This window comes from Flavobacterium bizetiae, from assembly GCF_024271895.1.
GTDB lineage: Bacteria > Bacteroidota > Bacteroidia > Flavobacteriales > Flavobacteriaceae > Flavobacterium > Flavobacterium bizetiae.
Genome location: NZ_CP091861.1, coordinates 3,293,628 through 3,320,446 on the forward strand (window position 1 = coordinate 3,293,628; position 26,819 = coordinate 3,320,446).

Annotated in this window: 20 protein-coding genes; 16 read left to right on the forward strand and 4 right to left on the reverse strand. The window is 34.9% G+C overall.

The features are described from left to right. The first annotated feature begins 134 nt into the window (after nucleotides 1-134). Entirely contained in the window at nucleotides 135-1,319 is a 1,185-nt protein-coding gene (locus L0669_RS14290; protein ID WP_263758377.1) for an endonuclease/exonuclease/phosphatase family protein, read from the forward strand. A gap of 110 nt (nucleotides 1,320-1,429) precedes the next feature. Here L0669_RS14290 and fahA read toward each other — a convergent pair whose 3' ends face one another. Continuing rightward, nucleotides 1,430-2,713, reverse strand: a complete 1,284-nt coding sequence (gene fahA, locus L0669_RS14295; protein WP_173971408.1) for a fumarylacetoacetase — start codon at nucleotides 2,711-2,713, stop codon at nucleotides 1,430-1,432. Nucleotides 2,714-2,821: 108 nt separating this feature from the next. Between fahA and glyA the strand changes: the two genes are divergently transcribed. From glyA to L0669_RS14315, 4 genes are all read left to right on the forward strand, one after another. Then, nucleotides 2,822-4,096, forward strand: coding sequence for a serine hydroxymethyltransferase (gene glyA / locus L0669_RS14300; protein ID WP_173971409.1), 1,275 nt, complete (start codon nucleotides 2,822-2,824; stop codon nucleotides 4,094-4,096). A 132-nt stretch (nucleotides 4,097-4,228) separates the two neighbouring features. Then, the gene (locus L0669_RS14305) at nucleotides 4,229-4,822 is read left to right on the forward strand and encodes a MiaE family protein (RefSeq protein WP_263758379.1); all 594 of its coding nucleotides are present in this window, start codon (nucleotides 4,229-4,231) and stop codon (nucleotides 4,820-4,822) included. A 278-nt stretch (nucleotides 4,823-5,100) separates the two neighbouring features. After that, nucleotides 5,101-6,141: a GMP reductase gene (locus tag L0669_RS14310; protein WP_263758382.1), complete on the forward strand. Its 1,041-nt coding sequence runs from the start codon at nucleotides 5,101-5,103 to the stop codon at nucleotides 6,139-6,141. 22 nt (nucleotides 6,142-6,163) lie between these two features. Then, nucleotides 6,164-6,661: a GNAT family N-acetyltransferase gene (locus L0669_RS14315; RefSeq protein WP_263758384.1), complete on the forward strand. Its 498-nt coding sequence runs from the start codon at nucleotides 6,164-6,166 to the stop codon at nucleotides 6,659-6,661. A gap of 286 nt (nucleotides 6,662-6,947) precedes the next feature. Here the strand turns inward: L0669_RS14315 and L0669_RS14320 are convergent, their stop codons facing one another. Continuing rightward, nucleotides 6,948-7,526, reverse strand: coding sequence for a pentapeptide repeat-containing protein (locus L0669_RS14320; RefSeq protein ID WP_263758386.1), 579 nt, complete (start codon nucleotides 7,524-7,526; stop codon nucleotides 6,948-6,950). Between the two features lie 330 nt (nucleotides 7,527-7,856). On the opposite strand from L0669_RS14320, the gene aspA reads away from it, so the two are divergent. The 7 genes from aspA to L0669_RS14355 all read left to right on the forward strand — a co-directional run bounded on the left by aspA (nucleotide 7,857) and on the right by L0669_RS14355 (nucleotide 15,491). Next, nucleotides 7,857-9,266, forward strand: coding sequence for an aspartate ammonia-lyase (gene aspA, locus L0669_RS14325; protein WP_263758388.1), 1,410 nt, complete (start codon nucleotides 7,857-7,859; stop codon nucleotides 9,264-9,266). Nucleotides 9,267-9,427: 161 nt separating this feature from the next. Next, complete coding sequence (locus L0669_RS14330; protein ID WP_263758390.1) at nucleotides 9,428-10,693, forward strand: outer membrane protein assembly factor; 1,266 nt, start codon at nucleotides 9,428-9,430, stop codon at nucleotides 10,691-10,693. A 125-nt stretch (nucleotides 10,694-10,818) separates the two neighbouring features. Next, nucleotides 10,819-11,439, forward strand: a complete 621-nt coding sequence (locus L0669_RS14335; RefSeq protein WP_263758392.1) for an outer membrane beta-barrel protein — start codon at nucleotides 10,819-10,821, stop codon at nucleotides 11,437-11,439. A 172-nt stretch (nucleotides 11,440-11,611) separates the two neighbouring features. Further along, nucleotides 11,612-12,286, forward strand: a complete 675-nt coding sequence (locus L0669_RS14340; RefSeq protein WP_263758394.1) for a response regulator transcription factor — start codon at nucleotides 11,612-11,614, stop codon at nucleotides 12,284-12,286. A 1-nt stretch (nucleotide 12,287) separates the two neighbouring features. Next, the gene (locus L0669_RS14345; RefSeq protein ID WP_263758396.1) at nucleotides 12,288-13,691 is read left to right on the forward strand and encodes a HAMP domain-containing sensor histidine kinase; all 1,404 of its coding nucleotides are present in this window, start codon (nucleotides 12,288-12,290) and stop codon (nucleotides 13,689-13,691) included. A 77-nt stretch (nucleotides 13,692-13,768) separates the two neighbouring features. Further along, a complete protein-coding gene (locus tag L0669_RS14350; protein ID WP_173970957.1) occupies nucleotides 13,769-14,491 on the forward strand; it encodes a hypothetical protein in 723 nt (240 codons plus the stop codon). Between the two features lie 52 nt (nucleotides 14,492-14,543). Then, the gene (locus tag L0669_RS14355; protein ID WP_341849973.1) at nucleotides 14,544-15,491 is read left to right on the forward strand and encodes a bestrophin family protein; all 948 of its coding nucleotides are present in this window, start codon (nucleotides 14,544-14,546) and stop codon (nucleotides 15,489-15,491) included. Between the two features lie 466 nt (nucleotides 15,492-15,957). On the opposite strand, the gene L0669_RS14360 is transcribed toward L0669_RS14355, so the two are convergent. Next, nucleotides 15,958-17,376: an aminotransferase-like domain-containing protein gene (locus L0669_RS14360; protein ID WP_173970959.1), complete on the reverse strand. Its 1,419-nt coding sequence runs from the start codon at nucleotides 17,374-17,376 to the stop codon at nucleotides 15,958-15,960. A 375-nt stretch (nucleotides 17,377-17,751) separates the two neighbouring features. Here L0669_RS14360 and L0669_RS14365 point away from each other — a divergent pair, with 375 nt between their 5' ends. Beyond that, nucleotides 17,752-18,675, forward strand: coding sequence for an EamA family transporter (locus L0669_RS14365; protein WP_263758400.1), 924 nt, complete (start codon nucleotides 17,752-17,754; stop codon nucleotides 18,673-18,675). A 300-nt stretch (nucleotides 18,676-18,975) separates the two neighbouring features. After that, nucleotides 18,976-21,237, forward strand: coding sequence for an acyl-CoA dehydrogenase family protein (locus tag L0669_RS14370; RefSeq protein WP_263758401.1), 2,262 nt, complete (start codon nucleotides 18,976-18,978; stop codon nucleotides 21,235-21,237). Nucleotides 21,238-21,885: 648 nt separating this feature from the next. Here L0669_RS14370 and L0669_RS14375 read toward each other — a convergent pair. Beyond that, nucleotides 21,886-22,230, reverse strand: a complete 345-nt coding sequence (locus L0669_RS14375) for a 5-carboxymethyl-2-hydroxymuconate Delta-isomerase (protein WP_263758403.1) — start codon at nucleotides 22,228-22,230, stop codon at nucleotides 21,886-21,888. Nucleotides 22,231-22,438: 208 nt separating this feature from the next. Here L0669_RS14375 and L0669_RS14380 point away from each other — a divergent pair, with 208 nt between their 5' ends. Continuing rightward, a complete protein-coding gene (locus L0669_RS14380) occupies nucleotides 22,439-24,082 on the forward strand; it encodes a DUF6377 domain-containing protein (RefSeq protein ID WP_263758405.1) in 1,644 nt (547 codons plus the stop codon). 212 nt (nucleotides 24,083-24,294) lie between these two features. Then, nucleotides 24,295-26,511 carry a glycoside hydrolase family 3 C-terminal domain-containing protein gene (locus tag L0669_RS14385; protein WP_263758407.1) on the forward strand — a complete coding sequence of 739 codons (2,217 nt, stop codon included), beginning with the start codon at nucleotides 24,295-24,297 and terminating at the stop codon, nucleotides 26,509-26,511. Nucleotides 26,512-26,819: the final 308 nt, after the last annotated feature.

The window sequence follows — 26,819 nt, forward strand, 5'->3', positions numbered from 1 at the left end:
TTATATCATTTGAGCTGTCACCAAAAGTGGCAGCTTTTTTTTATTGTATATTTAACAGACAGATTTGCTATGTGTCCCAACATCCTTCTTATATTCGTATGTTCAACAATGCAGAAATGCAGATTTAATTTTATATGAAGAAAATATTTTTTATCCTTTCCGTGCTTTCTTCCGGAGCTTTATTTTCACAGTCTGAGTCGCAGGAAAAACCAGAACTTACATTTGCTACCTACAATGTGAGTATGGAAGCTGATAATTATTCTCCCAAAGGCGCAATGGGAAAATCGGAGCAAATATTGATTTATCAGCTTAATTCAGGGCGTAATACTCAAATCAGAAATATTGCTCAGATTATTCAGACCGTTAGACCAGATGTTATTCTGTTAAATGAATTCGATTACATTAAAGACCCTGAACTTGGAGTGAAGGCATTCATCAAAAATTACCTGAATGTGAGCCAGGGCGGAGTGGCGGCTATTGATTATCCTTATTACTATTATTCAACAGTGAATACTGGCCAGCCAAGTCCTTACGATTTAAACAATGATGGAAAATTAAATAATTTTGGGAATGATGCATGGGGATTTGGAATGTATCCCGGGCAATATGGGATGATGCTTTTATCTAAATATCCTATTGATGTTAAGGCAGTTCGGACTTTTCAGCATTTTAAATGGAAAGATATGCCAGGAGCATTGCTTACCAAAAAAGCAGATGGATCGAATTGGTATAGTAAGAAAGCATGGAAGGAATTTCCATTATCTTCAAAATCTCATTGGGATGTTCCTGTAGAGATTGGTAATAAAATAGTTCATGTTTTAGTCAGTCATCCAACTCCTCCTACTTTTGATGGTGATGAAGATCGAAATGGCAAAAGAAATCATGATGAAATCCGATTCTGGAGAGATTATATTTCAGACAATTCGGCTTCGTATATTTATGATGATAAAGGGGTAAAAGGTGGTTTGCCTCCTGATTCTCGATTTGTCATAATGGGTGATCAAAATGCTTCACCAGTTGAAGGAAACGCTATTAGAGAAGGTATAAAGTCCTTAATAGACAGTCCGGAAATTAATAGCGACTTTACACCTTCTAGTAAAGGCGGCGCTGAATATAGTCCTGAAAACACTTTTGGAGTTAATCATACAGCTTTTTGGAGAATGCGAGCTGATTACGTATTACCATCAAGATTAGGCTTTAAGATTCTCGCCAGTGGTGTATTCTGGCCTGCAAAAGGTGAACCAATGTCAGCATTAGTTGAAAAACGGGAATCAAGTTCAGATCATCGTTTGGTTTGGGTAAAAGTGATTTTGGAATAAAAATAACTTTTTCTTTCAATTTTTGGTTAAATATAAAGTATAAAAAAAACCTTAGTTCTCACTAAGGTTTTTTTTATTTTCTAGATCTCTTCAGATGCTTTATCTGCTCTTCATGGTCTGATAAATGGTGGTAAAAGTTGGCTGGCAACTTCTCCAAAACCAAGTCTCACTTCAGCATTTTCGCAAAAACCTCTAATAATTACAGTATCATTATCTTCGATAAATTTACGTTCGCTGCCATCGTTTAATTTCAATGGATTTTTTCCTCCCCATGTCAATTCCAACATCGAACCAAAACTGTCCGGAGTAGGACCAGAAATAGTTCCGGAACCCATCATATCACCAGAATTTACACGACAACCATTAGAAGTATGATGTGCTAATTGCTGACTCATTGACCAGTACAAATATTTAAAGTTTGATTTAGAAACCACAGTTTCTTCAGCATCTTCTGGTTTAATAGAAACTTCAAGATGAATATCGAAGGCTTTTTTCCCTTTAGTTTGTAAATAAGGTAATGGCGAAGGATCTTGTTTAGGACCTTTAGTTCTAAAAGGTTCCAAAGCATCCATAGTTACAATCCACGGAGAAATTGATGTAGCAAAGTTTTTAGCTAAGAATGGTCCAAGAGGCACATATTCCCATTTCTGGATATCGCGCGCGCTCCAGTCATTCAATAAAACCATTCCAAAAATATAATCTTCGGCTTCGTAAGTTGGGATATTTTCTCCCATTATATTTACGTCAGTGGTAATAAAAGCTGTTTCTAATTCAAAATCTACCAAACGAGAAGGTCCAAAAACCGGATATTTTTCTCCAGCCGGTAAAGTTTGTCCCATTGGTCTGTGAACCGGAATTCCGGACGGAACAATAGTAGAACTTCTGCCATGGTATCCTACAGGTATATGTAACCAGTTTGGTAATAAAGCATTTTCAGGATCGCGGAACATTTTTCCCACGTTCGTAGCGTGTTCTTTACTCGAGTAAAAGTCAGTATAATCACCAATTAAGACCGGTAATTGCATCTCAACATCGTCGATTTTAAAAATAACAATATCGCGATCTTTTGTTGAATCTCTTAGTTGCGGGTTGGTTTCGTCGAAAATATCGGCAATGCGATTTCGAACTAAACGCCATGTTTTTTTTCCATCAGAAATAAAATCATTAAGCGTGTCCTGCATGAACATATCATCAGTTAAATCTATTCCTGCGAAATAGTTTAATTGTTGTAGAGCCCCTAAATCTATAGCGTAGTCGCCAATTCGTGTTCCTACTGTAACGACATTTTCTTTAGTAAGAAATACACCGAAAGGAATATTTTGAATAGGGAAGTCGCTATTTTCTGGCACTTCTAACCATGATTTTCTTTTGGTATCGTTAGCGGTTATTGGCATGTGAATGTTAATTATTTGTTGAAAAATTCTATGTCAAATATATCATAATCTAGCAGTTTGACAAACGTTTTTTTGTATTTTTGCAGGAAATTAACGAAAAACGAAAAAATGCAACGCGACGAACAAATTTTTGACCTTATACTAGAGGAACAAGACAGACAAATTCACGGATTAGAACTTATCGCTTCAGAGAATTTTGTAAGTGATGAGGTAATGGAAGCAGCTGGTTCTGTTTTAACTAACAAATATGCTGAGGGATATCCTGGCAAAAGATACTACGGAGGTTGTGAAGTAGTTGACGTTATTGAGCAAATTGCAATAGACAGAGCAAAAGAATTATTTGGTGCTGAATATGCAAACGTTCAGCCTCACTCAGGATCTCAGGCAAATACAGCAGTTTACCATGCATGTTTAAATCCTGGAGATACGATCTTAGGTTTTGATTTATCTCACGGTGGTCACTTGACTCACGGTTCTCCGGTAAACTTTTCAGGTCGTTTATACAAGCCTGTTTTTTACGGTGTAGATGCTGAAACAGGGCGTTTAGACTATGATAAAATTCAGGAAATTGCAACAAAAGAGCAGCCAAAATTAATCATCGCAGGAGCATCAGCTTATTCTCGTGATATGGATTTTGCACGTTTCAGACAAATTGCTGACAGCGTAGGAGCAATCTTGTTTGCTGATATTTCTCACCCTGCAGGTCTTATTGCAAAAGGATTAATGAATGACCCAATTCCTCATTGTCATATCGTTTCTACAACAACTCACAAAACTTTACGTGGACCACGTGGAGGTTTGATCTTGATGGGGAAAGATTTTGAAAACCCACAAGGTTTAAAAACTCCAAAAGGAGAAATCAGAATGATGTCATCTTTATTAGATCTTGCTGTTTTCCCAGGAAACCAAGGAGGACCTTTAATGCACATTATCGCTGCTAAAGCTGTTGCTTTTGGTGAAGCATTAAAAGATGAGTTCTTTACATATGCAATGCAATTGCAAAAAAATGCAAATGCTATGGCAGATGCTTTTGTAAAAAGAGGATACAAAATTATTTCTGGAGGAACTGACAACCACATGATGCTTATCGACTTAAGAAATAAAAATATTTCTGGTAAAGAAGCTGAAAACGCATTAGTAAAAGCAGAAATCACTGTAAATAAAAATATGGTTCCATTTGATGATAAATCACCATTTGTAACTTCAGGAATTCGTGTAGGAACAGCTGCAATCACAACTCGTGGTTTAGTTGAAGAAGACATGGAAACTATCGTAGCACTTATCGATAAAGTATTAGCGGATCATACTAATGAAGCTGTTATCGAAGAAGTAGCAAACGAAGTAAATGAAATGATGAGCGAAAGACCAATTTTCGTTTACTAAAAATCAGTCATAAAGTCTTAAAGTCGAAGGTCGAAAGTCTTGAAATGGAATGTAAAATTCTATTTTAGTTTTGATCTTCGACTTTTTTTGACTTTACAACTTTCGACTTTACAACTTTAAGACTTATAAGAAATGGGCGTACTAAGATTACAATTACCAACAGATCCAAGATGGGTAAATATTGTAGAAAAAAATATTGAAGAAATCCTTACAGATCACGCTTGGTGCGAACAAAAAGCAGCAACAAACGCGATTACAATTATTACAAATAACTCAGAACACCAGGATTTGGTAAAAGATTTATTGGCTTTAGCCAAAGAAGAAATCGATCATTTTGAGCAAGTTCATAATATTATCATCAAAAGAGGATTAAAACTAGGGCGCGAGCGCAAAGACGATTATGTAAATGAATTGTATTTATATATGAAGAAAAGTGGAGACGGAAGCAGAGTTTCAGGTCTTGTAGAAAGATTGTTATTTTCTGCCATGATTGAAGCCAGAAGCTGCGAACGTTTTAAAGTTTTATCTGAAAATATTCAGGACGAAGAATTAGCCATTTTCTACAGAGAATTAATGGAAAGCGAAGCAGGACATTACACAACCTTCATCACATACGCCAGAAAATACGGAGTAGGAATCGACGTTGAAAAACGTTGGAGAGAATGGTTGGCGTACGAAGAATCTATCATCACAAATTACGGAAAAGGCGAAACGATTCACGGGTAGTTTTTAGTCTCAGTTTTCAGTCTCGGTTTTCAGTTTTTTTAGTGTTCAGGACAGTCGCAGTATCAGTTGCAGTTTTCAGTTTGTCACGTTGAGCGAAGTCGAAACGCGCTCCAGTAATAAAGTTTTCAAAAAAAAGAAAATCCGTATAAAATCCGTGTTTTCGCGAAAGCGAATCCGTGTCATCCGCGTACGAATTAACCGCAAAGTTTTAATAATCTAAAATCTAAAATCAGCAATCTAAAATTTCTTATATTTGAGAGTAACCAAAACGTAAAACCATGAGAATAGAAACGGATCTGAAATTAGGGTTTAAAGATGTAATGATTCGGCCAAAAAGATCTACATTAAAAAGCAGATCAGAAGTTTCGCTTGAGCGGAATTTTAAATTTTTGCATTCTACCACAATCTGGACAGGAATCCCGATTATGGCAGCTAATATGGATACCGTTGGTACTTTTGAGATGGCGAAGGTTTTGGCAAAAGAAAAGCTTTTTACGGCCATTCATAAACATTATTCGTTGCAAGAATGGAATGATTTCCTGAAAAATGTTACGCCGGATTTCTACGATTATATTGCCATAAGTACCGGAACCGGAAAGGAAGATTTTACGAAAATTGGTCAAATTATAACCGCAAATCCGTTGCTGAAATTTATCTGTATTGATGTCGCCAATGGTTATTCAGAGCATTTTGTTCAGTTTTTAAAACAAACCCGAAAACAATATCCCGATAAAGTTATTATTGCCGGAAATGTGGTTACCGGCGAAATGGTCGAAGAATTATTATTGGCTGGAGCCGATATTGTAAAAGTAGGTATTGGACCAGGTTCAGTTTGTACCACTCGCGTAAAAACAGGTGTAGGATATCCGCAACTTTCGGCTATTATCGAATGTGCAGATGCTGCGCACGGTTTGGGCGGACATATTATAAGCGATGGCGGATGTAAAACTCCCGGAGATGTTGCTAAAGCTTTTGGCGCAGGTTCAGATTTTGTCATGTTAGGCGGAATGCTCGCAGGACATACCGAAAGCGGAGGAGAGCTGATCGAAATAAACGGCGAAAAATTCAAACAATTTTACGGAATGAGTTCTACAACAGCAATGGATAAATATGTTGGAGGAGTTGCAGAATACAGAGCCAGCGAAGGAAAAACAGTTCAGGTACCTTTTAAAGGTCAGGCTATCAATACCGTTTTGGACATTTTAGGCGGATTAAGAAGTACTTGCACTTATGTAGGGGCTTCGAAATTAAAAGAATTAACAAAACGAACGACTTTTATCCGCGTAAGCGAACAAGAAAATCAAATTTTTACTAAGTAATAAAAGCATTTTAAATAGAATTATGATTACGATTACAGCAGCAACAATAAACGATATTAAGCAAATTCAGAATATAGTAAATATTACTTGGCCTATTACTTACGGTGAAATCCTATCAAAAGAACAATTAGATTATATGTTGGGGCTTTTTTATTCTACTGAAGCTTTAAACGAACAATACAATAAAAAAATACAATTATTTTATATGATTGATGAAGATGAAACTAATATAGGTTTTATCGGAATTGAACATAATTATAATGGAGAAGCAATAACGAAAATTCATAAAATATATCTTTTGCCGGAAACACAAGGAAAAGGAATTGGTAAAAAAGTTATTGACGAAATTGGAAAATTAGCTTTAGAAAATAATTCAAAAGCATTGTTGTTAAACGTAAACCGATTCAATTCTGCTTTAGGTTTTTATAAAAAAATAGGCTTTGAAGTTAAAGAAGAAGTTGATATTGAAATCGGAAACAGTTATTTGATGGAAGATTATGTGATGGAGAAGAAGCTGTAAAAGTAATTTTCAGCATTTTTGTCATTTCGAGGAACGAGAAATCCTCGCAAGTAGCTCCGTTCCTAATAATCAATCTTTGTAGAGTTTCTTACGAGGATTTCTCGTTCCTCGAAATGACAAACTAGGATTAAAATGCTTGTATATAAATGATTGTCTAGTGTTGTAAATTAATTTTAAGCCCAAATTTACCAATTGACACTAATTCTCAATGTCTAATTTACTTTGTGAAATTAATTTTCACAAACCAATTCGTGTAAATTCGTGAAATTCGTGTTCAAATTTTATATTAACTCACAATCACATCATGCTTAAACAGCAATCCTTTTACTTCCTTCAAAGAAAAAACAGCTTTCTTTAGTTTTGTTTTTGATGGATCAATCGTATAATTATAGCTCGTTTTAAAATCGGCTTTGTTGGCGATGGCTTTGTCGAATTCTGATCGGTACAAATCGCAATTGTCAAAAAGGACACTGGTAAGATCTGCAGCCATAAAATCGACCGCAATTAAACTGCAATTGGTAAACGTTGTTCCTTTTATTTTTAAAGTATAAAACTTCGAAAAATCTAAAGTACAATCATAAAAATGAACTTCGAAAATGAGTTTGTCGCACATGGCAAAATTCACTTCTTTAATTTCGCAGCGGTTAAATGTAGCTGTTCTAAAGGCGACGTAATTTATTTTTGCCTCATTAAAAATGCAATCGTTAAAAACACAATCGATAAAAGTAACCGCTAGAAAAGTGCAGGCAGAAAAATTACAATTATTAAAAACACAACATTCAAAATCTTTAAAATTTGCATCATCTCTACCATAAGTAATGGTATTGTATTCTTTATCAAGGAAATATTCAGACTCTTTTTTCAAGGCAATTTTTAATGATTATTTGAGAGTGAAAAGATAATAATTACGTTGCATTAATTAGTAAAGAACTTGTGTTAATTTTATAATTGAAGTGTATTTTTTCTTAAGAAAATAAACAGATTTTGGGTTTCGATATACGAAATTAAGATGCTTTTTTTATGTGTTGTTTTTGTGAATATGATATTTTTAAAGCCTTAAAATGATAAGTATTTAATTTTAAGGCTTCTTTTTTAGAAAAACATATTGATTTTTAATTTGAAATATTTTATTATAATAGTATTTTGCTGTAGCTTTACATTGATTTTTAAGTAAAAAACGTAGCACTTATATTATATGGGATCAACAAGAAAAGAACATGATTTTTTAGGGGAATTAGATATTCCGAATCATTTGTATTATGGTATCCAAACTTTCAGAGCGGTAGAGAATTTTAATATTACAGGAATTCCAATTTCAAAAGAACCTTTATTTATTAAAGCTTTAGGGTATGTAAAAAAAGCAGCAGCTTTAGCCAATAAAGATTGTGGTGCGCTGGATCCTAAAATTGCTGATGCCATCTGTTACGGAAGTGATCAGGTTATTGCCGGTAAATTCGATCAGGAATTTGTAAGTGATTTAATTCAGGGCGGAGCAGGAACTTCTGTAAACATGAATGCCAACGAAGTAATTGCTAATATTGGTTTAGAATATCTGGGACATAAAAAAGGCGAGTATAATTTCCTGCATCCAAACAATCATGTCAACTGTTCTCAATCTACAAATGATGCTTATCCATCAGCTTTTAGAATTGCCCTTTACATGAAAATGGAAAGCTTTATTAAAACATTAGAAGGTTTAGAAGTTGCTTTTGCTGCAAAAGGAGAAGAATTTAAAAGCGTTCTTAAAATGGGAAGAACCCAATTGCAAGATGCCGTTCCGATGACTTTAGGGCAGGAATTTAAGTCATACGCCACAACGATAGGCGAAGATGTTAGAAGATTAAAAGAAGCGCAGAGTTTGGTTCTTGAAATTAATATGGGAGCAACCGCAATTGGTACAAGAGTAAACGCACCGGAAGGTTATCCTGAAATTTGCGTGAACTATTTAGCCAAAGAAGTTGGAATTCCGTTAACGCTTTCTCCTGATTTAATTGAAGCTACGGTAGATACAGGAGCTTACGTTCAGATTATGGGAACATTAAAAAGAACAGCAGTAAAAATTTCTAAAATCTGTAATGATTTAAGATTATTGAGTTCAGGACCAAGAACAGGTTTCAACGAAATTAATTTGCCGGCACGTCAGCCAGGATCTTCGATCATGCCCGGTAAAGTAAATCCGGTAATTCCGGAAGTAGTAAACCAAACCTGCTTTTATGTAATTGGTCAGGATTTAACCGTTACTATGGCGGCTGAAGCAGGACAATTACAGTTGAATGTAATGGAACCGGTAATTGCTTTTGCGATGTTTACTTCATTAGATTATCTTTCAAATGCCATCCAGACTTTAATCGATAAATGTATTATTGGAATCACTGCAAACGTAGATCATTGCTATAATATGGTAATGAATAGCATTGGAATCGTTACACAATTAAACCCAATTTTAGGTTACGAAGTAAGTGCCAGTATTGCCGGCGAAGCTTTAAAAATGAATAGAAGTGTTCATGATATTGTGGTGGTAGAAAGAAAACTAATCACACAGGAAAAATGGGATGAAATCTATTCACTAGATAACCTGATCAATCCAAAGTTTATCACGAAATAAGAAAAAAGACTTATAAGTTTATAAAGCCGTCAAATTGTATTGACGGCTTTTTTTATGTTTTAAAATGTAGAATTTTCTTAATAACACATTGTAAAGCGTTGAAAATAAGATGTATATTTACATAAGGGTTGAATATTATTTCGAAAAATTAAAACTTTCTCATGGTAAAATTTTTAAAAAATAATTATTTTCATTATTATAAAATCTTAGGGTTTGTTTTTTTTATTTCATTCAGTTCAATAGCACAAACCGAAAATAATAACCCGGAAATATGTCCGCCAAGAACGATTTTAGAGATCTTCAAAAAGAAAGATTCCTCATATGTGGCTAAACCTTCAAAAAACAACTTTTTTCTTATAATTCCCGCAATTGGTTCTCAGCCCGCAACCGGATTTTTTTTTGGTGCCGTAGCGCAATATACTTTCAAAGGAAAAGAAGCATCAGATAAATATTCGATTGCCAATTTAGGCATCACCTATACCGTTAAAAATCAATGGCTAGTCAATGTCAAGAATAATATCCTGCTCAATAACAACAAGATTTTTTTAAGCGGCGATTATCGATTGTATATTTTCTCCCAGCCAAATTACGGACTCGGAACTGACATTATCCCGCATCATAGTAAGAAAAACAACTTTAGCATAGATTCGATTGCCCAGCCAATGGACTATGATTATTTTAAGTTTCATCAAACCGTATCTTTTGAAGTCTATAAAAACTTTTATGTAGGCGGAGGCGTCAATCTGGATTGGTATGCCAGTATAGACGATAAAGATCTTGATGTAGAAAACGGAAAATATACCTATCATTACACTTACAGTCAAAAGCACGGATTTGATGACTTAGAATATTTCTTAAGCGGCGTTAGTCTTAATTTAGTATACGATTCCAGAGACAATCAGGTAAATTCTACCCGTGGCTGGTTTGCTAATATCAATTATCGTTTTAACCCTGTATTGTTTCATAATCAGGAATATAGTAATGTATTGTATGCAGAATACCGTCATTTTATACCACTCTCAAGCAAAAACGAAAGGTATATTTTAGCGCTTTGGGCTTACGGACAATTTATTACCAGAGGAAAAGTGCCGTATTTAAATTTACCCGCAATTGGCTGGGATCAGCGTAGCCGAAGCGGAGAAGGATACACACAAGGCCTATTTAGAGGAAACGGTTTAATATATCTTTCTACAGAATTCAGGTTTCCTATTACTTGTGATCAAATGATAAGCGGAACCGTTTTTACCAACTTCGTAACCGCAAGTAATGTCGATAATAATACCTCTCTATTTAAGTCAGTTCAGCCAGCCGCAGGGCTTGGTTTACGTATTTTGATCGATAAAAAAACACGCACTAATTTAATTGTAGACTATGCCTGGGGAAATAATTCAAAAGGATTTTATCTAAATGCTGGCGAAACATTTTGATTTGTAAAATATTGTTTTTTAGATTGTTGCGAGTTTTATGTACGAATTTTATCTTAATAAAAGTTTAATTTTTATAAAGAAAAAACTTAAATTTGAAATTCATTTAACTTTCAAAAACAAACATTATGAAACAGTACGGTTTTTTATTGGTTCTTTTCCTGTCAGTGATAGGAGCGAACGCACAAGATGCAAGGTCTTTTTCTCTTAATTTGTATGGTGGTTACAATTTCTCGGACAAGTTAGATTATGATGGTTATTCTGCCACTATTGAAGATGGTTTTCAATACGGTGCAGGATTTGAGTATTTCTTTTCGACAAACAATTCGGTTGAGATTAAGTATTTAAGAACAGACGTCAAAATACCATTGAATGATCCCGCTGGAATGCAATTAAATGCGGGTAAAGATAAAGGAGCATTTAATTTTATCCTCGCAGATTTTACCCATTATTTTGATACCGGATCTAATCTTTTACCATATCTGGGAGCTGGTGCCGGGGTTAGCATTCTGGAAACACCTCAGAGCGGTAGCGGAACTTATTTTGCCTGGGATATAAAAGCCGGTGTAAAAATTAAAACTGCTTCAGTAGTTTCTGTAAACATTAATGCTTATTTACAATCAATGTCGGCAGCAGTTGGAGATAGTTATTATTGGTCGTATTATTTTGGCCCGGTTGCAGTTCAGGATTATGTTAGTACATACCAGTTTGGTTTAGGCGCAGTATTAAGTTTTAATTTTAAAAATTAATGTAATTCCCCTCAATAAATCATCCTTAAAAATATAAAAGCATTCACTATTGGTGAGTGCTTTTTTTATGGTTACTAAAAGCTATTGTTCATAATTAAATCATAATTTATAACTATTGTGATTTATATTTTTAAACTCAATCCCTATTTTTGTTATTCATACCACGAATAATATGAAATTACTTATAGTCGAAGACGAACCAAATCTTTTATCCATTTTACGTAAAGGATTTGCCGAAAACAACAATGAAGTTAGTGTTGCAATGGATGGTAAAACAGCCCTCGAAATGCTTCATAATTATAATTTTGATGTTGTAATCTTAGACGTAATGTTACCTGATATTAACGGAATCGAAATTTGCCGACGCCTGCGCGCCAGCAAGAATTTTGTGCCTGTTTTGCTTTTAACAGCCTTAGGAACTTCAGAAAATATTGTAACCGGACTTAATGCCGGTGCCGATGATTATTTGGTTAAACCATTTAAATTTGGAGAACTTGATGCCAGAGTAAATGCATTGCATCGAAGAGCACATCAGGAAACAGAAAGAATCGATAGTATAACCGTAGGCGATTTAGAGATAAATGCCCGTGCAAAAACAGTAAAAAGAGACGGAGAATCTATTGTTTTAACGGCAAAAGAGTTTAAATTACTGTATTATTTAGCTAAAAATAGCGGACGAATCGTTTCCAGAGATCAAATCTTAGACAATGTCTGGGATATTAATTTTGATATGAACACCAACGTTGTTGACGTTTATATTACCTATTTACGTAAAAAAATAGATAAACCTTTTGCATCTAAACTCATTCATACCATGAAGGGATTAGGTTATGTCATAAAGCCATAAAATGGATATTAGAAAAAAAATTACTTTTACATATGTTGCCCTTTCAAGCTTTAGTACGCTCTTATTGTGTATTGTTGTTTTTGTTTTGTTTAACGAAAATAACCGATATCACTTTTTAAAGCGATTAGAAGACAGAGCAAAAATTGTAGCTTCTATTCATTTTCAAAACGATCCCGAGAAAATAAGGTATTATAGCGAACTTAAAAAAAATGGACTTGAAGAACTTATCGAAGAAGAAGAATTTGTTCTTAAAATAAACAGCGCCAATAGTTTTGATTATAATACAAAATTAAACTTACCCAACGAGTTTTATACCAATGTTCTAAAAACTGGTGAAGACTATTTCGAAATAAATAACAAATATTATTTAGGTCAGGTTTTTAAAGAAAGAGATCAAAGATATATTGTAATTGTGGGTGCGCGTGATCGAAAAGGGCCTACAACGACGATTTATATCATTAAAATCATGCTTTTTGGAGGAATAGGATTTGTATTTCTAGCCTTCTTTTTAGGACGTTTTCTGGCAAAACGTGTCATAAATCCTGTAGCACGAATTACCAGAGAAGTAAATAGAATTAGTGCCTCTAACTTACACAACAGATTACCCGAGGTTAAAAATTCAGACGAAATTTCAGATCTTACGGAGACTTTCAATGATATGTTAGACCGTTTAGAAACCTCTTTTGAGATTCAGGCCAACTTTATTAATAATGCCTCGCACGAATTAAAAACGCCAATAACCACTATTATTGCCGAGTCTGAAATTATGCTTTTGAAAGAAAGAGAAGTGCCGGAATACATTCAGTCATTAGAAAACATATACGCTCAGGCATCCAAATTAGGAAACCTGACCGAAAGTTTATTAAAGTTAACGCAAACAGGTTACGACGGTAAAAAACAAGTACTGGATATCGCGAGAATCGACGAATTATTGATGGATGTAAAATCAGATTTGGATAAAATTTATCCAGATAATCGTGTCAGTATGAAATTTAATTTTGTACCAAAAGATTCTAATTTGCTTTTAATTCCTTGCAACAAACCACTTTTAGAACTTGCAATCAATAATATTATTACCAATGGCGTAAAGTATTCTGATAATAACGAAGTGTTTGTAACGCTTTCTGCCAATCAGGAAATGATCAAAATTGCCATTAACGATATTGGTATTGGAATTCCGCCGGAAGATATTCCGCATTTATACGAACCTTTCTTTAGAGGAAAAATTGCCACCAAATATATAGGGTATGGTTTAGGGCTTCCTTTGGCTTCTAAAATCATTCGCATGCACGATGGCGAAATACAAGTTCAGTCAGAGCAAAATAAAGGAACCATTGTGACTATTATTTTCAATATGTCGAAAATAAAGAAAATCAATCTTAAAAATTCTAATGTTGAATCTTAGAAAAATCTAATTTTATATTAAGACCGCTCTAATTTACAGGCAGTTATTTTGTATGTATAAACTAAACGATTATACATATGAAAAATTTCCTAATACCTACGACCTTAAAAGATGATACTATTTGTGCTGTAAAATCAGCAATCAGCCAGGCAAAATCTTCAGGATGTGAGATCATTTTAATGATGGTTTCTGATGCTCCGGATACTTTTTCTTCTTCAGCCTATTTACGCGAAATGCGCACCGGACTAACCGCCAGTCAGGAAATAGTACTTGAAACTTGTCGATACATGATCGATCATACTCCAAACTGTAAAATAAAAGTACACAATCAATACGGACTTTCATCTCCAATTTTCAAACATATTATCGATGTTTTTGCTGTAAAATTGGTAATTCTTCCAATGTCTTATAAACAAGAAACAAAACGAATTCATCAGTATTTGGTACAATTAGCCGGAAACCAAAAATGTCCAATATTACATTTAGGTTCAGAGCAATACAGAGAAGACTTTAATAAAGCACTTTATATCGAAAACGCCCGTGCCAATATGCATGTTAAGGATGTTCAGCAATTTTTGAATGATAATTTTTCATTCGAAATTGTAAGCCAGACCGCTAATTTCGATGATAATTACGAAAAATTTGCTCCTTATTTATCTGAAGCCATTTCAAAATACGATATCGATTTGTTAGTTGAAACCCGTAAAGGAGAGAAAATCAAATTCAAGAAAACAAAGAAAAAAGACATGAACGAGAGATTAGGACTTCCGGTTTTATCTCTTTATGAAGAAATGGCATAAGACCGGATTTCTTTCCTCAAAAAAAATATAAGTTTAATTTAAGACCGAAAATATGTTATTAAAGAAAAGAATACCAATGAAGTACGTTCTCGGGAAAATTAAAGTAGAAATTACATTAGTACTGGCTTACACCATAGTATTTGAGGTATTTCACAATTATTTCATCAATCTTCCTGTAGATATTCCAATTGCAATTCCCACGATGATTGGAACCATTATATCCTTATTATTGGCTTTTAAGTCGAATCAGGCGTATGACAGATGGTGGGAAGCCCGAATTGTTTGGGGAGCCATTGTAAATGATTCCAGAACATTAATCAGGCAGGTACTGACATTTTATAAAGACCCTAATTTTTCTGTAGAAGCAAATGAATTCAAAGAAAATTTCGCCAAACGACAAATTGCATGGTGTTATAGCTTAGGCGAATCATTACGAAATAAAGATGCCTTAAAACCGCTTGAAGGTTTGATAAGCGACGAAGAATTACGTTTTGTAAAGAACCACCAAAACATACCTAATGCCATTTTATTATTGCATGCAAGAGATTTGCGAAACGCTAAAAATGATAAACGCATCAATATGTATCAGCAGGTAGAAATCGACAATACTTTATCAAGATTATGTGACGAAATGGGTAAATGTGAGCGAATCAAAAACACCATTTTCCCAACGACGTACAGTATGTACATCAGAGTAACTTTGTGTTTGTTTATTTTATTGTTGCCTTTTGGATTAATTAGCGTCTTGAGTTGGTTTGCGATTCCGTTAATTACCGCTATTGCTGCTGCTTTCTTTTTGATCGAAAGAATGGCAATTCATTTGCAGGATCCGTTCGAAAACCGTCCTACAGATACGCCTGTAACCACTATTGCCAATACAATCGAAAGAAATATAACTCAGATGATGAACGAATACCAAAGTGAATTTGATATTATCAATGAATTTCATCTTCAGCCTGAGCGTAAAAAAGCGGAAAACAACGCTTATTTTGTTTTATAATTTAAATTGATTTTGGTTTCTCAATTTTGTTAGCTGGACAACGTTTTTTCATGCCGTTGTCCGGCTTTTTTTTGTTATTGCAATTCCTTAAAACTGAATCTTTTTTTTCAGGAGCTAATCCCGCTATACGTTCCAATCTTTTCCTGGCTAAAGAAGCCAGAAAAGGATTTCCACTGCTATCGGGGCTAGGACATCCATTTTCATAATAATATTTTCGTCTAGTTTGTCATCCTGACGAAGGAAGGATCACACAAGAAACTCCACAATCAAAATCGCCAATCTTTGTAGAATCCCGCGCGTGATCCTTCCTCCGTCAGGATGACAAGATTGCGGTTATCTGCAATAAGTAAAATAAAAAATCCGCGAATATCTGTGTTTTCGCGAAGCGAATCCGTGTCATCCGCGTGCCATAACAAAGATTATCAAGTTTAGTTTCAGGATGACAAGATTACGAAAAAATCAAAAACTACCGATGAAGCAATCTCCCCAAAGTTTGTATTGATTCTCTTAATTCATTAGTCCAAACCAATCCAAAACTCAGGCGCATACAATTCGAAAACTGATCCTGAAAAGAGAAAATTCTCCCCGGAGCAATACTAATTTTGTGTTGCATCGCCAAATGATAAAAAGCAGCAGTATCAACGCTTTTATCCAACTCGATCCACAGAAAAAATCCACCTTGCGGCTGACTCACTTTTGTGCCTTTTGGAAAAGATTCTAAAACCGTATTGATATAATTGGTACAATTATGATGCAATATCTGGCGTATCTTTCTAAGATGATTTTCGTATCGTCCATTTTTTAGAAAATCGCCCACAACCTGATGTGTAATAGTAGGAGAGGAGAGCGTATGGTAAATTTTATTGCGTAATATTTCTTTTTTAAACTTTCCGGGCGAAACCCAACCCACACGATAACCCGGAGCCAATGTTTTAGAAACCGAACTACAGCAAAGTACAATGCCGCTTTCGTCGTAGGTTTTGCAATTCGTTGGTCGGCTTGCGCCAAAGTACAAATCACCGTGAATATCATCTTCGATTAACGGAATATTATAAAACTCCATCAATCTCACCACTTCAATTTTATGTTCTGCCGGCATCATACTTCCGGACGGATTACTAAAATTACTCATCAATAAACAAAGCTTCACCTTTTTCGACGAAAGCGCTTTTTTTAGTGCGTCTAATTCAATTCCGGTAGTCATGTTTGTTGGCAATTCCATGATGTATAAACCCAAAGATTTCGCCAATTGCAGGATCCCAAAATAAGCCGGACTCTCGGTTATAATAGTATCTCCTGGTTTTGTTAAAGTCATCAAGCAATGCGAAATAGCACTCGTGCACCCCGGCATCGTAATAATATCCTCTTCAGATAATGATCCGCCCCAGGTAAAAGACCATCGGGCAATTTCACGTCTTAAATTAGGATTACCTTTTACCTGTTCGTAACTCGTTCCGCTATTAGGGAGTTGTCGCATCGCCTGAACCATTCCCTTGTTTAATTTCGCAATAGGAAGAAGCTCATTCGAAGGAAAACCCAAAGAAAGCATCGTAATATCCGGATCCGTCATATTACCATACACCTGATCGATTAAATCCTCACGATCAATATTAAGACATTTTAAAATCGGGCTGCTTGGCGAAGGTTCAGGAATTGTTCTCGCCGAAATATTACTCACATAATAACCGGATTGCGGTCTCGATTCGATCAGCGATCTGCTTTCGATTTCATAATATGCTTTACTTACCGTGCTCATGCTGTAACCCGTTTCTGCGCAGACCTCACGTATTGATGGCAGTTTGTCGCCAACATTCAGAACGCCAGACTTTATTTGTTTTTCGATCCGGTCAGCAAATTGAAGATAGAGGTAATTGGAATTTTTCATATTAGAATGTGGTGGTATTATGCTTTATTCCATTTTGTTATCAAATGCAAATCAAAAATTAAGGTGGTGCCTTTTGGCACTAAATGTTGGTAGCAAACAGAGGAATAGTAATAAAATTTAGCGTGCCGTAGGTACGCAATAGTTATTATTTTGTTGCGTACCTGCGGCACGCCAACGTATTCCGAATTAATTTTTACCAATATTTAGTGCCTAACGTCACAAATTAAAAGCTTTTAATCCCCTTGATTGACATGCCAAAGTAATTTCATAAAATAAAAACTGTTACGGTGCAATTTACAAAAACTGTATCTGTATTGCTATTTTATTTTTTTAGAAATTTGTTTCTTAAAAAAGTAACCACAAAACAAACCCCTCGTGAAAACAACAAAATACTATATAGCTGCCATTACATGTTTTGTAATCTGGGGATTTTTCAGTTTGGTTTTAAAACCCATACACGACTATGCTTCGTTAGACATTTTATTTTATCGTGTTTTTAGTTGTAGTATTCTAATGTTGATTATTGCTTTTACATTCAAAAGAAAAAAAATAAAAGAAGCAGTAGAAACCTTTAAGGCATTGCCAAAATCCGAAAAGCGCAAATCTATTATTTTAAACATCGGAGGAAGTCTTTTTATCATGACCAACTGGTTTACATTTATTTATGTCATGAACCATGTTAGCGTAAAAGCAACTTCTCTGGCGTATTTGGTTTGCCCTATTTTAACCACATTGCTGGCTTATTTTATTCTGCACGAAAAACTAAGCAAAACCCAATGGATCGCGGTTGGATTAAGCATTTCAGGATGTGTACTTTTATCGTACGCCAATATTACCGACATGCTTTTTAGTATCGTTATTGGTCTTTCGTACGCCTGTTATTTAGTAAGTCAGAGAGTCAATAAAGGATTTGATAAGTTTTTGGTTTTAACCTTTCATATTACCTTAATTGCGTTGTTTTTGGTGCCTTTTTTTCCAGCGTACAGCGGGCCCGTTCCAACCGAGTTTAAGTTTTATTTCTGTATAGAAACCATTGCGATATTGTTTACCATTTTCCCGTTGTTTCTTAATTTATACGCACTTTCAGGCATTAATTCCTCAACTGTGGGAATGCTTTTAAATATCAATCCGATGATTGCTTTTTTATTGGCAATGTTTCTCTACAAAGAACAATTTGGACTCATACAAATCATAGCATACGGAATTGTATTTCTGGCAGTATTGGTTTTCAATTCACATCATATTTTTGCGATGAAGCAAAAGTTTAACGTAATATCCAAAGATTCTAAAATAACGTGAGGTTTTTTATATTTTTTATTGGTTTAAAATATAAATTACCAGAATCTTAACAGGATGTTTAAACAGGAATGAGTATTTTCATTCCTGTTTTTTTATGCGATTTTTTTTTGCCACGAATTTCACAAATTTTCGCGAATTTTTTAATCTGCTCGATCTGCAAAATCTGCGTGAACTTTTTACGCTGTAGTAAGCGATAGTAGAGCCCAAATTAATTAGTGAAAATTCGTGAATCCCGATAGCTATCGGGAGTGGCAAAAAATAATAATCAGTGGCAAAAAATATAAACCGAACAACTATTATATGAAAAATACCAAGCTCCAAGCCTTTATCCCGTTATTTTATTTAGTGTGGTCTGATGATTTACTGACTCAAAAAGAATTTACTACAATTCAGAAATTTATCAACGATCTAAGCTGGCTTTCGCCCGAAGAAAAACAACAATTACTTTCAAGATTAGATATTTCAAATCCGCCTTCGCGAAATGAACTCACGCAATGGAAATCGGAGATTGAAAACAGCATTCAGAACAAAGCAGATATAAAATCAATTTTTGATATCGCAGTGGCGCTTTCAGAGAAAGATGTAGACATTTCGGGCTTACAATCTGATTTTATAAAATTAGAAAATGATCTCGGAATTTTAGGCGAAGAAGCACTTCAGAACTTTAAAACAAAAGCAGGTTCATTTACCGCAAATTCTCAAACCAATGCCGATTTTGATATTCAGAAAATAACAGCCATCTTAAATGGCAAAGAAGCTGCGATAATCAATAAAGTAAAATCGGTTATTTCGAGACCTGAATTTGCTTACGAAACTTCTACAGATATCAATGTGTATCGTAAAACCGTTTACAATTGGTGTAAAATACTGGCGGAAGAAAACCTCGGAAATATGGCGTATCCAAAACAATACGGCGGAGGAGAAAACATCGCCGACTATTTTGCCATAATGGAAACTTTAAGTTATCACGATTTAAGTTTAGTGATCAAATTTGGCGTTCAGTTTGGACTTTGGGGAATGAGCGTTCAATCATTAGGAACAGAAAAACACTATGCCAAATACCTAAAAGATATTGGAACTTTAAAAATTCCTGGGTGTTTTGCAATGACCGAAACCCATCACGGTTCGAACGTAAAAGGTCTTGAAACTACAGCAACTTACAATTATAACGATCAAACGTTTACGATTCATACGCCCAATAAAAATGCACAAAAAGAATATATCGGGAATGCCGCAGTTCACGGACAAATGGCAACTGCTTTTGCAAAATTAGTGATCGACGGTCATGATTATGGCGTAAATGCTTTTGTGGTGCCGTTACGCGATACGAATGGAAATACGTTAAACGGAGTTACAATTGGCGATTGCGGACATAAAATGGGTTTAAACGGGGTAGATAACGGAACCATTAGTTTTGATAATGTAGTGATTCCGAAAGAAAATATGCTCGATCGTTTTGCTTCTGTAAATGACAAAGGTGAATTCGAAAGCCCAATACCAAGCGATAACAGACGTTTCTTTACTATGTTGGGCACTTTGGTTGGCGGACGAATCGGGATTCCGCGTTCTGCTTTGGCTGCAGCCAAATCCGGACTTACAATTGCCATTCGTTACAGCGATCAACGCCGACAATTTGGTCCCGAAGGCGGTTCAGAAGTTCCGATTTTAAATTACAGAATGCACCAACGCCGTTTGATTCCGCCTTTGGCTAAAACTTACGCCGTGCATTTTGCTTTGCAATACCTAACCAACAGATTCCTGAATAAAACCGAAGCCGAAATGCAGGAAATCGAAGCTCTTGCAGCCGGAATGAAATCGTATTCGACCTGGAGTACAAGGGATATTTTGCAGGAATGCCGCGAAGCTTGTGGAGGAAAAGGATATTTGTCTGAAAATCGAATCGATGCTTTAAAAAATGATACGGAAATCTACACGACTTTTGAAGGCGATAATACCGTTTTGATGCAATTGGTGGCTAAAAACCGTTTGGCTGAATTCAGAAAATCGTTTGGAGAAATGGGCGCTGCAGGCATCATCAATTATGTGTACGAAAATGCCAAAACGGCCATTACAGAAAAAAATCCAATTGCAACCAGAAGAACAGATGATGAACATTTATTAGATTTGGAATTTCATTTGCAGGCTTTTATTCATAGAGAAAAAATGATTCTAGCTTCGGCAGCTCGACGTATTAAAAAATTAGTCGATGGAGGTTTAGAACCTTATGATGCTTTTAATGTGGTACAACACCAGATGATCGATGTCGCTCAGGCGTATTTAGAAAGAGTAGTTTTAGAACAATTTCAACTCGCTATAAAAGAGGTTGAAGATCAAAAAACGAAAGATATATTAACAAAGCTGAATCAATTATACGCGCTTTCTCAGATAGAGAAAAACAAAGCCTGGTATCTCGAAGACGGTTATATGGAAGCCGTAAAAACCAAAGCAATCCGTAAAATTGTCAACCAATTGTGTTGGGATATTCGTCCCGATGCTGTTTCGTTAGTCAATGCTTTCGATATTCCTGAGAGTTGTTTAGCGGCGCCGATTGCGGTTAAGTAAAGAGTAAAGAGAATATAATTTTTCGTAATCTATTCATTATGAAGGAGGAAGGATCAGGCTAGAAGATTGATAATCTTTGTCATGGCACGCGGATGACACGGATTCGCTTCGCGAAAACACGGATATTCGCGGATTTTTTTATTTTATTCATTGCAGCTATACGCAATCTTGTCATCCTGAGGAACGAAGGATCACACTCGAAACTCTTTGTCATGGCACGCGGATGACACGGATTCGCTTCGCTAAAACACGGATATTCGCGGATTTTTTGTTTTGCTCATTGCAGCTATACGCAATCTTGTCATCCTGAGGAACGAAGGATCTCACGCGGGATTCTACAAAGATTGGCGATTTTGATTTTGGATTTTCTAGTGTGATCCTTCGTTCCTCAGGATGACAAACTATACGGAAAACATTATTATGAAAACATTGCCCTAGCCCTAGCCCCGATAGAAGAGGAAATCCTTTTGTGGCGGTGTTCGCCACAAAAGATTGGAACGTATAGCGGGATTAGCTCCTGAAAAAAAAGATTAGGTTTGTAATAATATAAAAAAAATCCTATTTAATCCTTTTAATCTGTGGCAAAAAAACAATCATTTACAATAACAAAATACAATTGTTATAACTTTTATTATATCACAATTAGCTTTAAATCATTGTTTTATTGCAATAAGTCGCTTTTTCGAAGTCCATTACATTAATCGAAATTACCGGAACTTCAGGAAGGATAGCTTTAAGTTTTGATACTATTGTTCTCGACAATTTTGATTTCTGATCAGCATTTCGGCCTTCCATAATATACGCAAAAACGTGAATAAAATCGTCTGAGGAATTTCCGTTTTTATAATACGTAAACGGATTAATACGAACCTTAATTTCAGATTCATCAAAAAGACCTGTTAACAATGCTGCATTAAAAACATCCTGCATAATGTCGTCAGCAGATTTTAACCGGATTACGTTTTCTGAGCAATCAATAATAAAATGAGGCATTTGCGCTTGGTTTTAGTTTGTAGAAATAGACTTTATTCAAATTTACAAAAATCCAATTGAGATGATGTTTTTTTTATGACTTAGATTTTTTTATTCAGTTTTTTCAAGATTTACTGTCACAAAATTCAAAATTTGCGACTTACTAAATAATTCATTTTTGTATCTGCACTTTCTTATATTTGTAGTTCTCATTATAGCTGTAATTGGTTTGAAAAATTATCTGTTGTTTCTGCTTTTCGTTCTTTTAGGTAGTCCTGTTTATTCATCAGACAGTACCGATGTTATTTTGGTAAAGCTAAATGATGCTTTAAAAAATAAGGCACATTATGTCAGGCTTAAAGAGGAGCGTATCTTAAACTTTAAAAAAATAAAGTCGGATGATTTAACTAAAGAACAAGAATACAATTATAATAAAACCCTGTATACAGAATACCAGAAATTCAACTCAGATTCGGCTATTTTTTATGTCAAAAAGAATCTGAAAATTGCAACCGAACTTCAAGACGATGAATTGCTGAATTTAGCCAATCTTCAGTTGGTTACCCTTTATTCATCTTCAGGAAAATACCGTGAATCTGAAGCTATTCTAAAAAGCATTGATAAAAAAACACTTTCAAAATCATTGCTTCAAACTTATTATGTTGCGTATCGCGAGTTTTTCGAACATTATGCGGCGAACAGTTACGACATCAAATACATACAGAAAATAAGGGAATATCGTGATTCTTTGGTTAGTGTTTTAGATCCTAATACCTTAAATTATCAGGTAAATAAGATTCAGCAAATCATGTCTCAAAAAAAGTATGATATTGCCGAGAAGCAATTATTGCAATTGTTTGATAATATGGAGGAAGATAATCCTCAATATGCGATGATTACGTATCTTTTAGGCAGTATTTATGAGGCGAGACATCAGCTAGAACCCAGAAAAAAGTTTTATGCGCTTTCGTCTACTTCGGATCTGAAGAATGCCAATAAAGACAATGCATCACTTCAGGAACTGGCGTTGGTTTTTTATGAAATTGGAGATGTAGATATGGCATATAAACTAACGCAATCTGCGATTGAAGACGCACTTTATTGCAATGTTCAGTTTCGTACGCTTTTAATGTCAGAAGTGTATTCCATTATAAATACCGTTTATTTAGAAAAAGAAGCCAAGAGAAAAACCGAGTTACAGCTGTATCTTTTGTGCATCAGTTTGCTTTCGGCATTTTTGATTGTAGCGGTTATTTATGTCTACAAACAAATGAAAAAAGTATCCAGAATACGAGGGGAACTTTATGAAACGAGCCAAAAACTAGCCGAATTAAACAAAGATATTACAGAAACTAATAATCAGCTGCAGGAACGTAACGCACAGTTATCTGAGTCGAATCATATTAAAGAAGAATATATCGCGCATTTCTTTAGCCTTTGCTCTACTTACATCAATAAATTAGAAAATTATCGCATTATACTCAACAAAAAAGCCACGGCAAAACAGTTTGATGAGATCTATAAAATGCTTAAATCAACCACTCTTGTTGATAATGAACTGGAGGAATTGTACAAGAATTTCGATATTATCTTTCTAAATTTATATCCCACTTTCGTGAAAGATTTCAACGCACTTTTGATTAGGGAAGAACAAATCGTTTTAAAACAAGGAGAATTGCTCAATACTGAACTTCGAATTTTTGCCTTAATTCGTTTAGGAATTACCGACAGTGTAAAAATTGCAGCGTTCCTTCGTTACTCTTTAAGCACAATTTATAATTATCGAACCAGAGCTCGAAATAAAGCCGCAGTTTCTCGAAATGATTTTGAAGAAATGGTCATGAAAATTGGTTTAATTTCTCTGAAAGTCTAATTCTTCGTTTTAAATCTACTACTTTTTTTAAGGGGTGTATTTGTTCAAGTGTTTGTAATTCAGTGTATTATTTTTCTGTTTCACTACTTTTTTTCGTTTACAAATTAAAAACGAACTATAACGTTTTAGCTTTACAATATTATTAAAAGGTAATAATGACCTTATTATTATCTTTTAGATTATACATTAAATGCTTTAATAAATTAATAGTTATGTTTAAAAACGTTAAAACAATTGTTGTTTTACTTTTGTTGAGCTCTATCGGTGTAAATGCACAGAGTAAAGTTCCGGTTTATCTAGATGATAAAAAGCCAATTAATGAGCGAGTAGAAGATGCTCTAAAAAGAATGACAACTGCAGAAAAAATTGCCATGATTCATGCGCAGTCAAAATTCAGTTCGCCAGGTGTACCACGTTTAGGAATTCCGGAAAACTGGATGACTGACGGACCACACGGAATTCGTACCGAAGTAAAATGGGACGAATGGGATCAGGCAGGCTGGACAAACGATTCTTGTATTGCATTTCCGGCTCTTACCGCACTTTCTGCAACCTGGAACAAAGAGTTATCTTCTTTATATGGTAAATCGATAGGAGAAGAAGCACGTTACCGTAATAAAAATGTATTGTTAGGACCTGGGGTGAATATCTACAGAACGCCATTAAACGGTCGTAACTTCGAATATATGGGAGAAGATCCTTTTCTTGCTGCAAAAATGGTAGTTCCTTATATTAAAGGAGTACAAGCTAACGGAGTTGCTGCATGTGTAAAACACTTCGCTTTAAATAATCAGGAAACAAAACGTAACTCAGTAAATGTTGTAGTTGATGATCGTGCTTTGTACGAAATCTATTTACCGGCATTTAAAGCTGCAGTTCAGGAAGGTGATGCCTGGGCCATTATGGGATCTTATAATAAATACAAAGGACAGCAATGTTGTCATAACGAATTTTTATTGAATGATATTCTTCGCGGAGAATGGGGTTTCAAAGGAGTTGTAGTTTCAGATTGGGGTGGAGTTAATGATACGAAGCAATCTATTTTTAATGGTCTTGATATGGAGTTTGGTTCTTGGACTAACGGACTTTCATGGGGAACCAGTAATGCATACGACAACTATTTCTTAGCAAAACCATATTCTGAAATGATCAGAAAAGGTGAAGTTGGAACTAAAGAATTAGACGAAAAAGTACGTCGTATTTTACGTTTATCTTTCCTTACTACAATGGATAGAAACCGTCCGTTTGGGTCTTTTGGGACACAAGAGCACGCAGATGCAGGTCGTAAAATTGCCGAAGAAGGAATTGTATTGCTTCAAAACAACAATAATATTTTACCAATCAACCTTTCTAAAACAAAGAAAATCGTTGTTATTGGTGAAAACGCTATCAAAATGATGACTGTAGGCGGAGGAAGTTCTTCGCTTAAAGCAAGATACGAAATTACACCTCTTGAAGGATTAAAGAAAAGAATTGGAAACCAGGCTGAAATCGTTTATGCCCGTGGTTATGTTGGAGACCCTAAAAGCGAATACAATGGAGTAGTAGCAAAAGTAAGTTTAGAAGACAAACGTTCTCCGGCAGAATTAAGTGCAGAGGCTTTAAAAGTTGCGAAAGATGCTGATATCGTTCTTTTTATCGGAGGTTTGAACAAAAGTGATAACCAGGATGCAGAAGGACACGATCGTAAAGAATTAAACTTACCATACGGTCAGGATAAATTGCTTACTGATTTGGCTAAAGTAAATAAAAATATAGTTTTTGTAAACATTTCAGGAAATGCTGTGGCAATGCCGTGGGTAAAAGAAGTTCCGGGAATTGTACAAGGATGGTTTTTAGGTACAGAAGCTGGAAATGCTTTGGCAAATGTTTTGGTTGGAGATGTTAACCCTTCTGGTAAATTATCTTTTACTTTCCCTGTAAAATTAGCTGATAATGGCGCTCACGCTTTAGGAGAATTTCCTGGTGGAGATGAAGTAAAATATAACGAAAGCATTTTTGTAGGTTACCGTTGGGCTGACAAACAAAAAGTTAAACCATTATTTTCTTTTGGACATGGTTTAAGCTACACGACTTTTGCATACGGAAAAGTAACAGCTGACAAAAAACAAATGTCAAGCAGCGACAATATTACATTCTCTGTGAATGTAAAAAACACAGGATCAAGAGAAGGTTCTGAGGTTGTTCAGCTTTATATCAGTGATTTAAAATCTTCTTTACCACGTCCGATTAAAGAATTAAAAGGATTTGAAAAAATTTCACTAAAAGCGGGAGAAGAAAAAACAGTAACTTTTACAGTAGACAAAACAGCTTTAAGCTTTTTTGATGATAAAAAACACGACTGGGTTGCTGAACCGGGAGCTTTTGAAGCAATCGTTGGAGCCTCTTCTACAGATATAAAATCTAAAGTGGGATTCTCACTTCAATAATTTCATTATTTCTAAATTGGTTGGTTGTAAAGCTGCAATTGTAAAAAATTGCAGCTTTACTTTTTTAAATACTATTTTCTACTATTAAGATATTGACGGAGTTAATTTACTTCTGTAAGTTTAAAAACCTTTTTTGAACGTTACAATATTATTTCAAAGCTTTATTTTCTTAATATCTTAATGGTTCAAAAAAATATTACTTAAAATTTTTAAGGAATAAATAGCTAGATAATACTGGTTTTTCGTTAAAATTTTGCTCAGAAATTTTCGATTAATTAAAAAGTCTTATTTTAGCGACCACCAAAAAA

Bases quoted from the DNA above. Each gene is read 5' to 3' on its own strand.
- L0669_RS14330 (WP_263758390.1), top strand. From the start codon at position 9,428: ATGGTAAAATTTTTAAAAAATAATTATTTTCATTATTATAAAATCTTA.
- L0669_RS14350 (WP_173970957.1), top strand. From the start codon at position 13,769: ATGAAAAATTTCCTAATACCTACGACCTTAAAAGATGATACTATTTGT.
- L0669_RS14335 (WP_263758392.1), top strand. From the start codon at position 10,819: ATGAAACAGTACGGTTTTTTATTGGTTCTTTTCCTGTCAGTGATAGGA.
- glyA (WP_173971409.1), top strand. From the start codon at position 2,822: ATGCAACGCGACGAACAAATTTTTGACCTTATACTAGAGGAACAAGAC.
- L0669_RS14315 (WP_263758384.1), top strand. From the start codon at position 6,164: ATGATTACGATTACAGCAGCAACAATAAACGATATTAAGCAAATTCAG.
- L0669_RS14345 (WP_263758396.1), top strand. From the start codon at position 12,288: ATGGATATTAGAAAAAAAATTACTTTTACATATGTTGCCCTTTCAAGC.
- L0669_RS14370 (WP_263758401.1), top strand. From the start codon at position 18,976: ATGAAAAATACCAAGCTCCAAGCCTTTATCCCGTTATTTTATTTAGTG.
- L0669_RS14360 (WP_173970959.1), bottom strand. From the start codon at position 17,376: ATGAAAAATTCCAATTACCTCTATCTTCAATTTGCTGACCGGATCGAA.
- L0669_RS14385 (WP_263758407.1), top strand. From the start codon at position 24,295: ATGTTTAAAAACGTTAAAACAATTGTTGTTTTACTTTTGTTGAGCTCT.
- L0669_RS14310 (WP_263758382.1), top strand. From the start codon at position 5,101: ATGAGAATAGAAACGGATCTGAAATTAGGGTTTAAAGATGTAATGATT.
- aspA (WP_263758388.1), top strand. From the start codon at position 7,857: ATGGGATCAACAAGAAAAGAACATGATTTTTTAGGGGAATTAGATATT.
- L0669_RS14355 (WP_341849973.1), top strand. From the start codon at position 14,544: ATGTTATTAAAGAAAAGAATACCAATGAAGTACGTTCTCGGGAAAATT.
- L0669_RS14305 (WP_263758379.1), top strand. From the start codon at position 4,229: ATGGGCGTACTAAGATTACAATTACCAACAGATCCAAGATGGGTAAAT.
- L0669_RS14340 (WP_263758394.1), top strand. From the start codon at position 11,612: ATGAAATTACTTATAGTCGAAGACGAACCAAATCTTTTATCCATTTTA.
- L0669_RS14290 (WP_263758377.1), top strand. From the start codon at position 135: ATGAAGAAAATATTTTTTATCCTTTCCGTGCTTTCTTCCGGAGCTTTA.
- L0669_RS14375 (WP_263758403.1), bottom strand. From the start codon at position 22,230: ATGCCTCATTTTATTATTGATTGCTCAGAAAACGTAATCCGGTTAAAA.
- fahA (WP_173971408.1), bottom strand. From the start codon at position 2,713: ATGCCAATAACCGCTAACGATACCAAAAGAAAATCATGGTTAGAAGTG.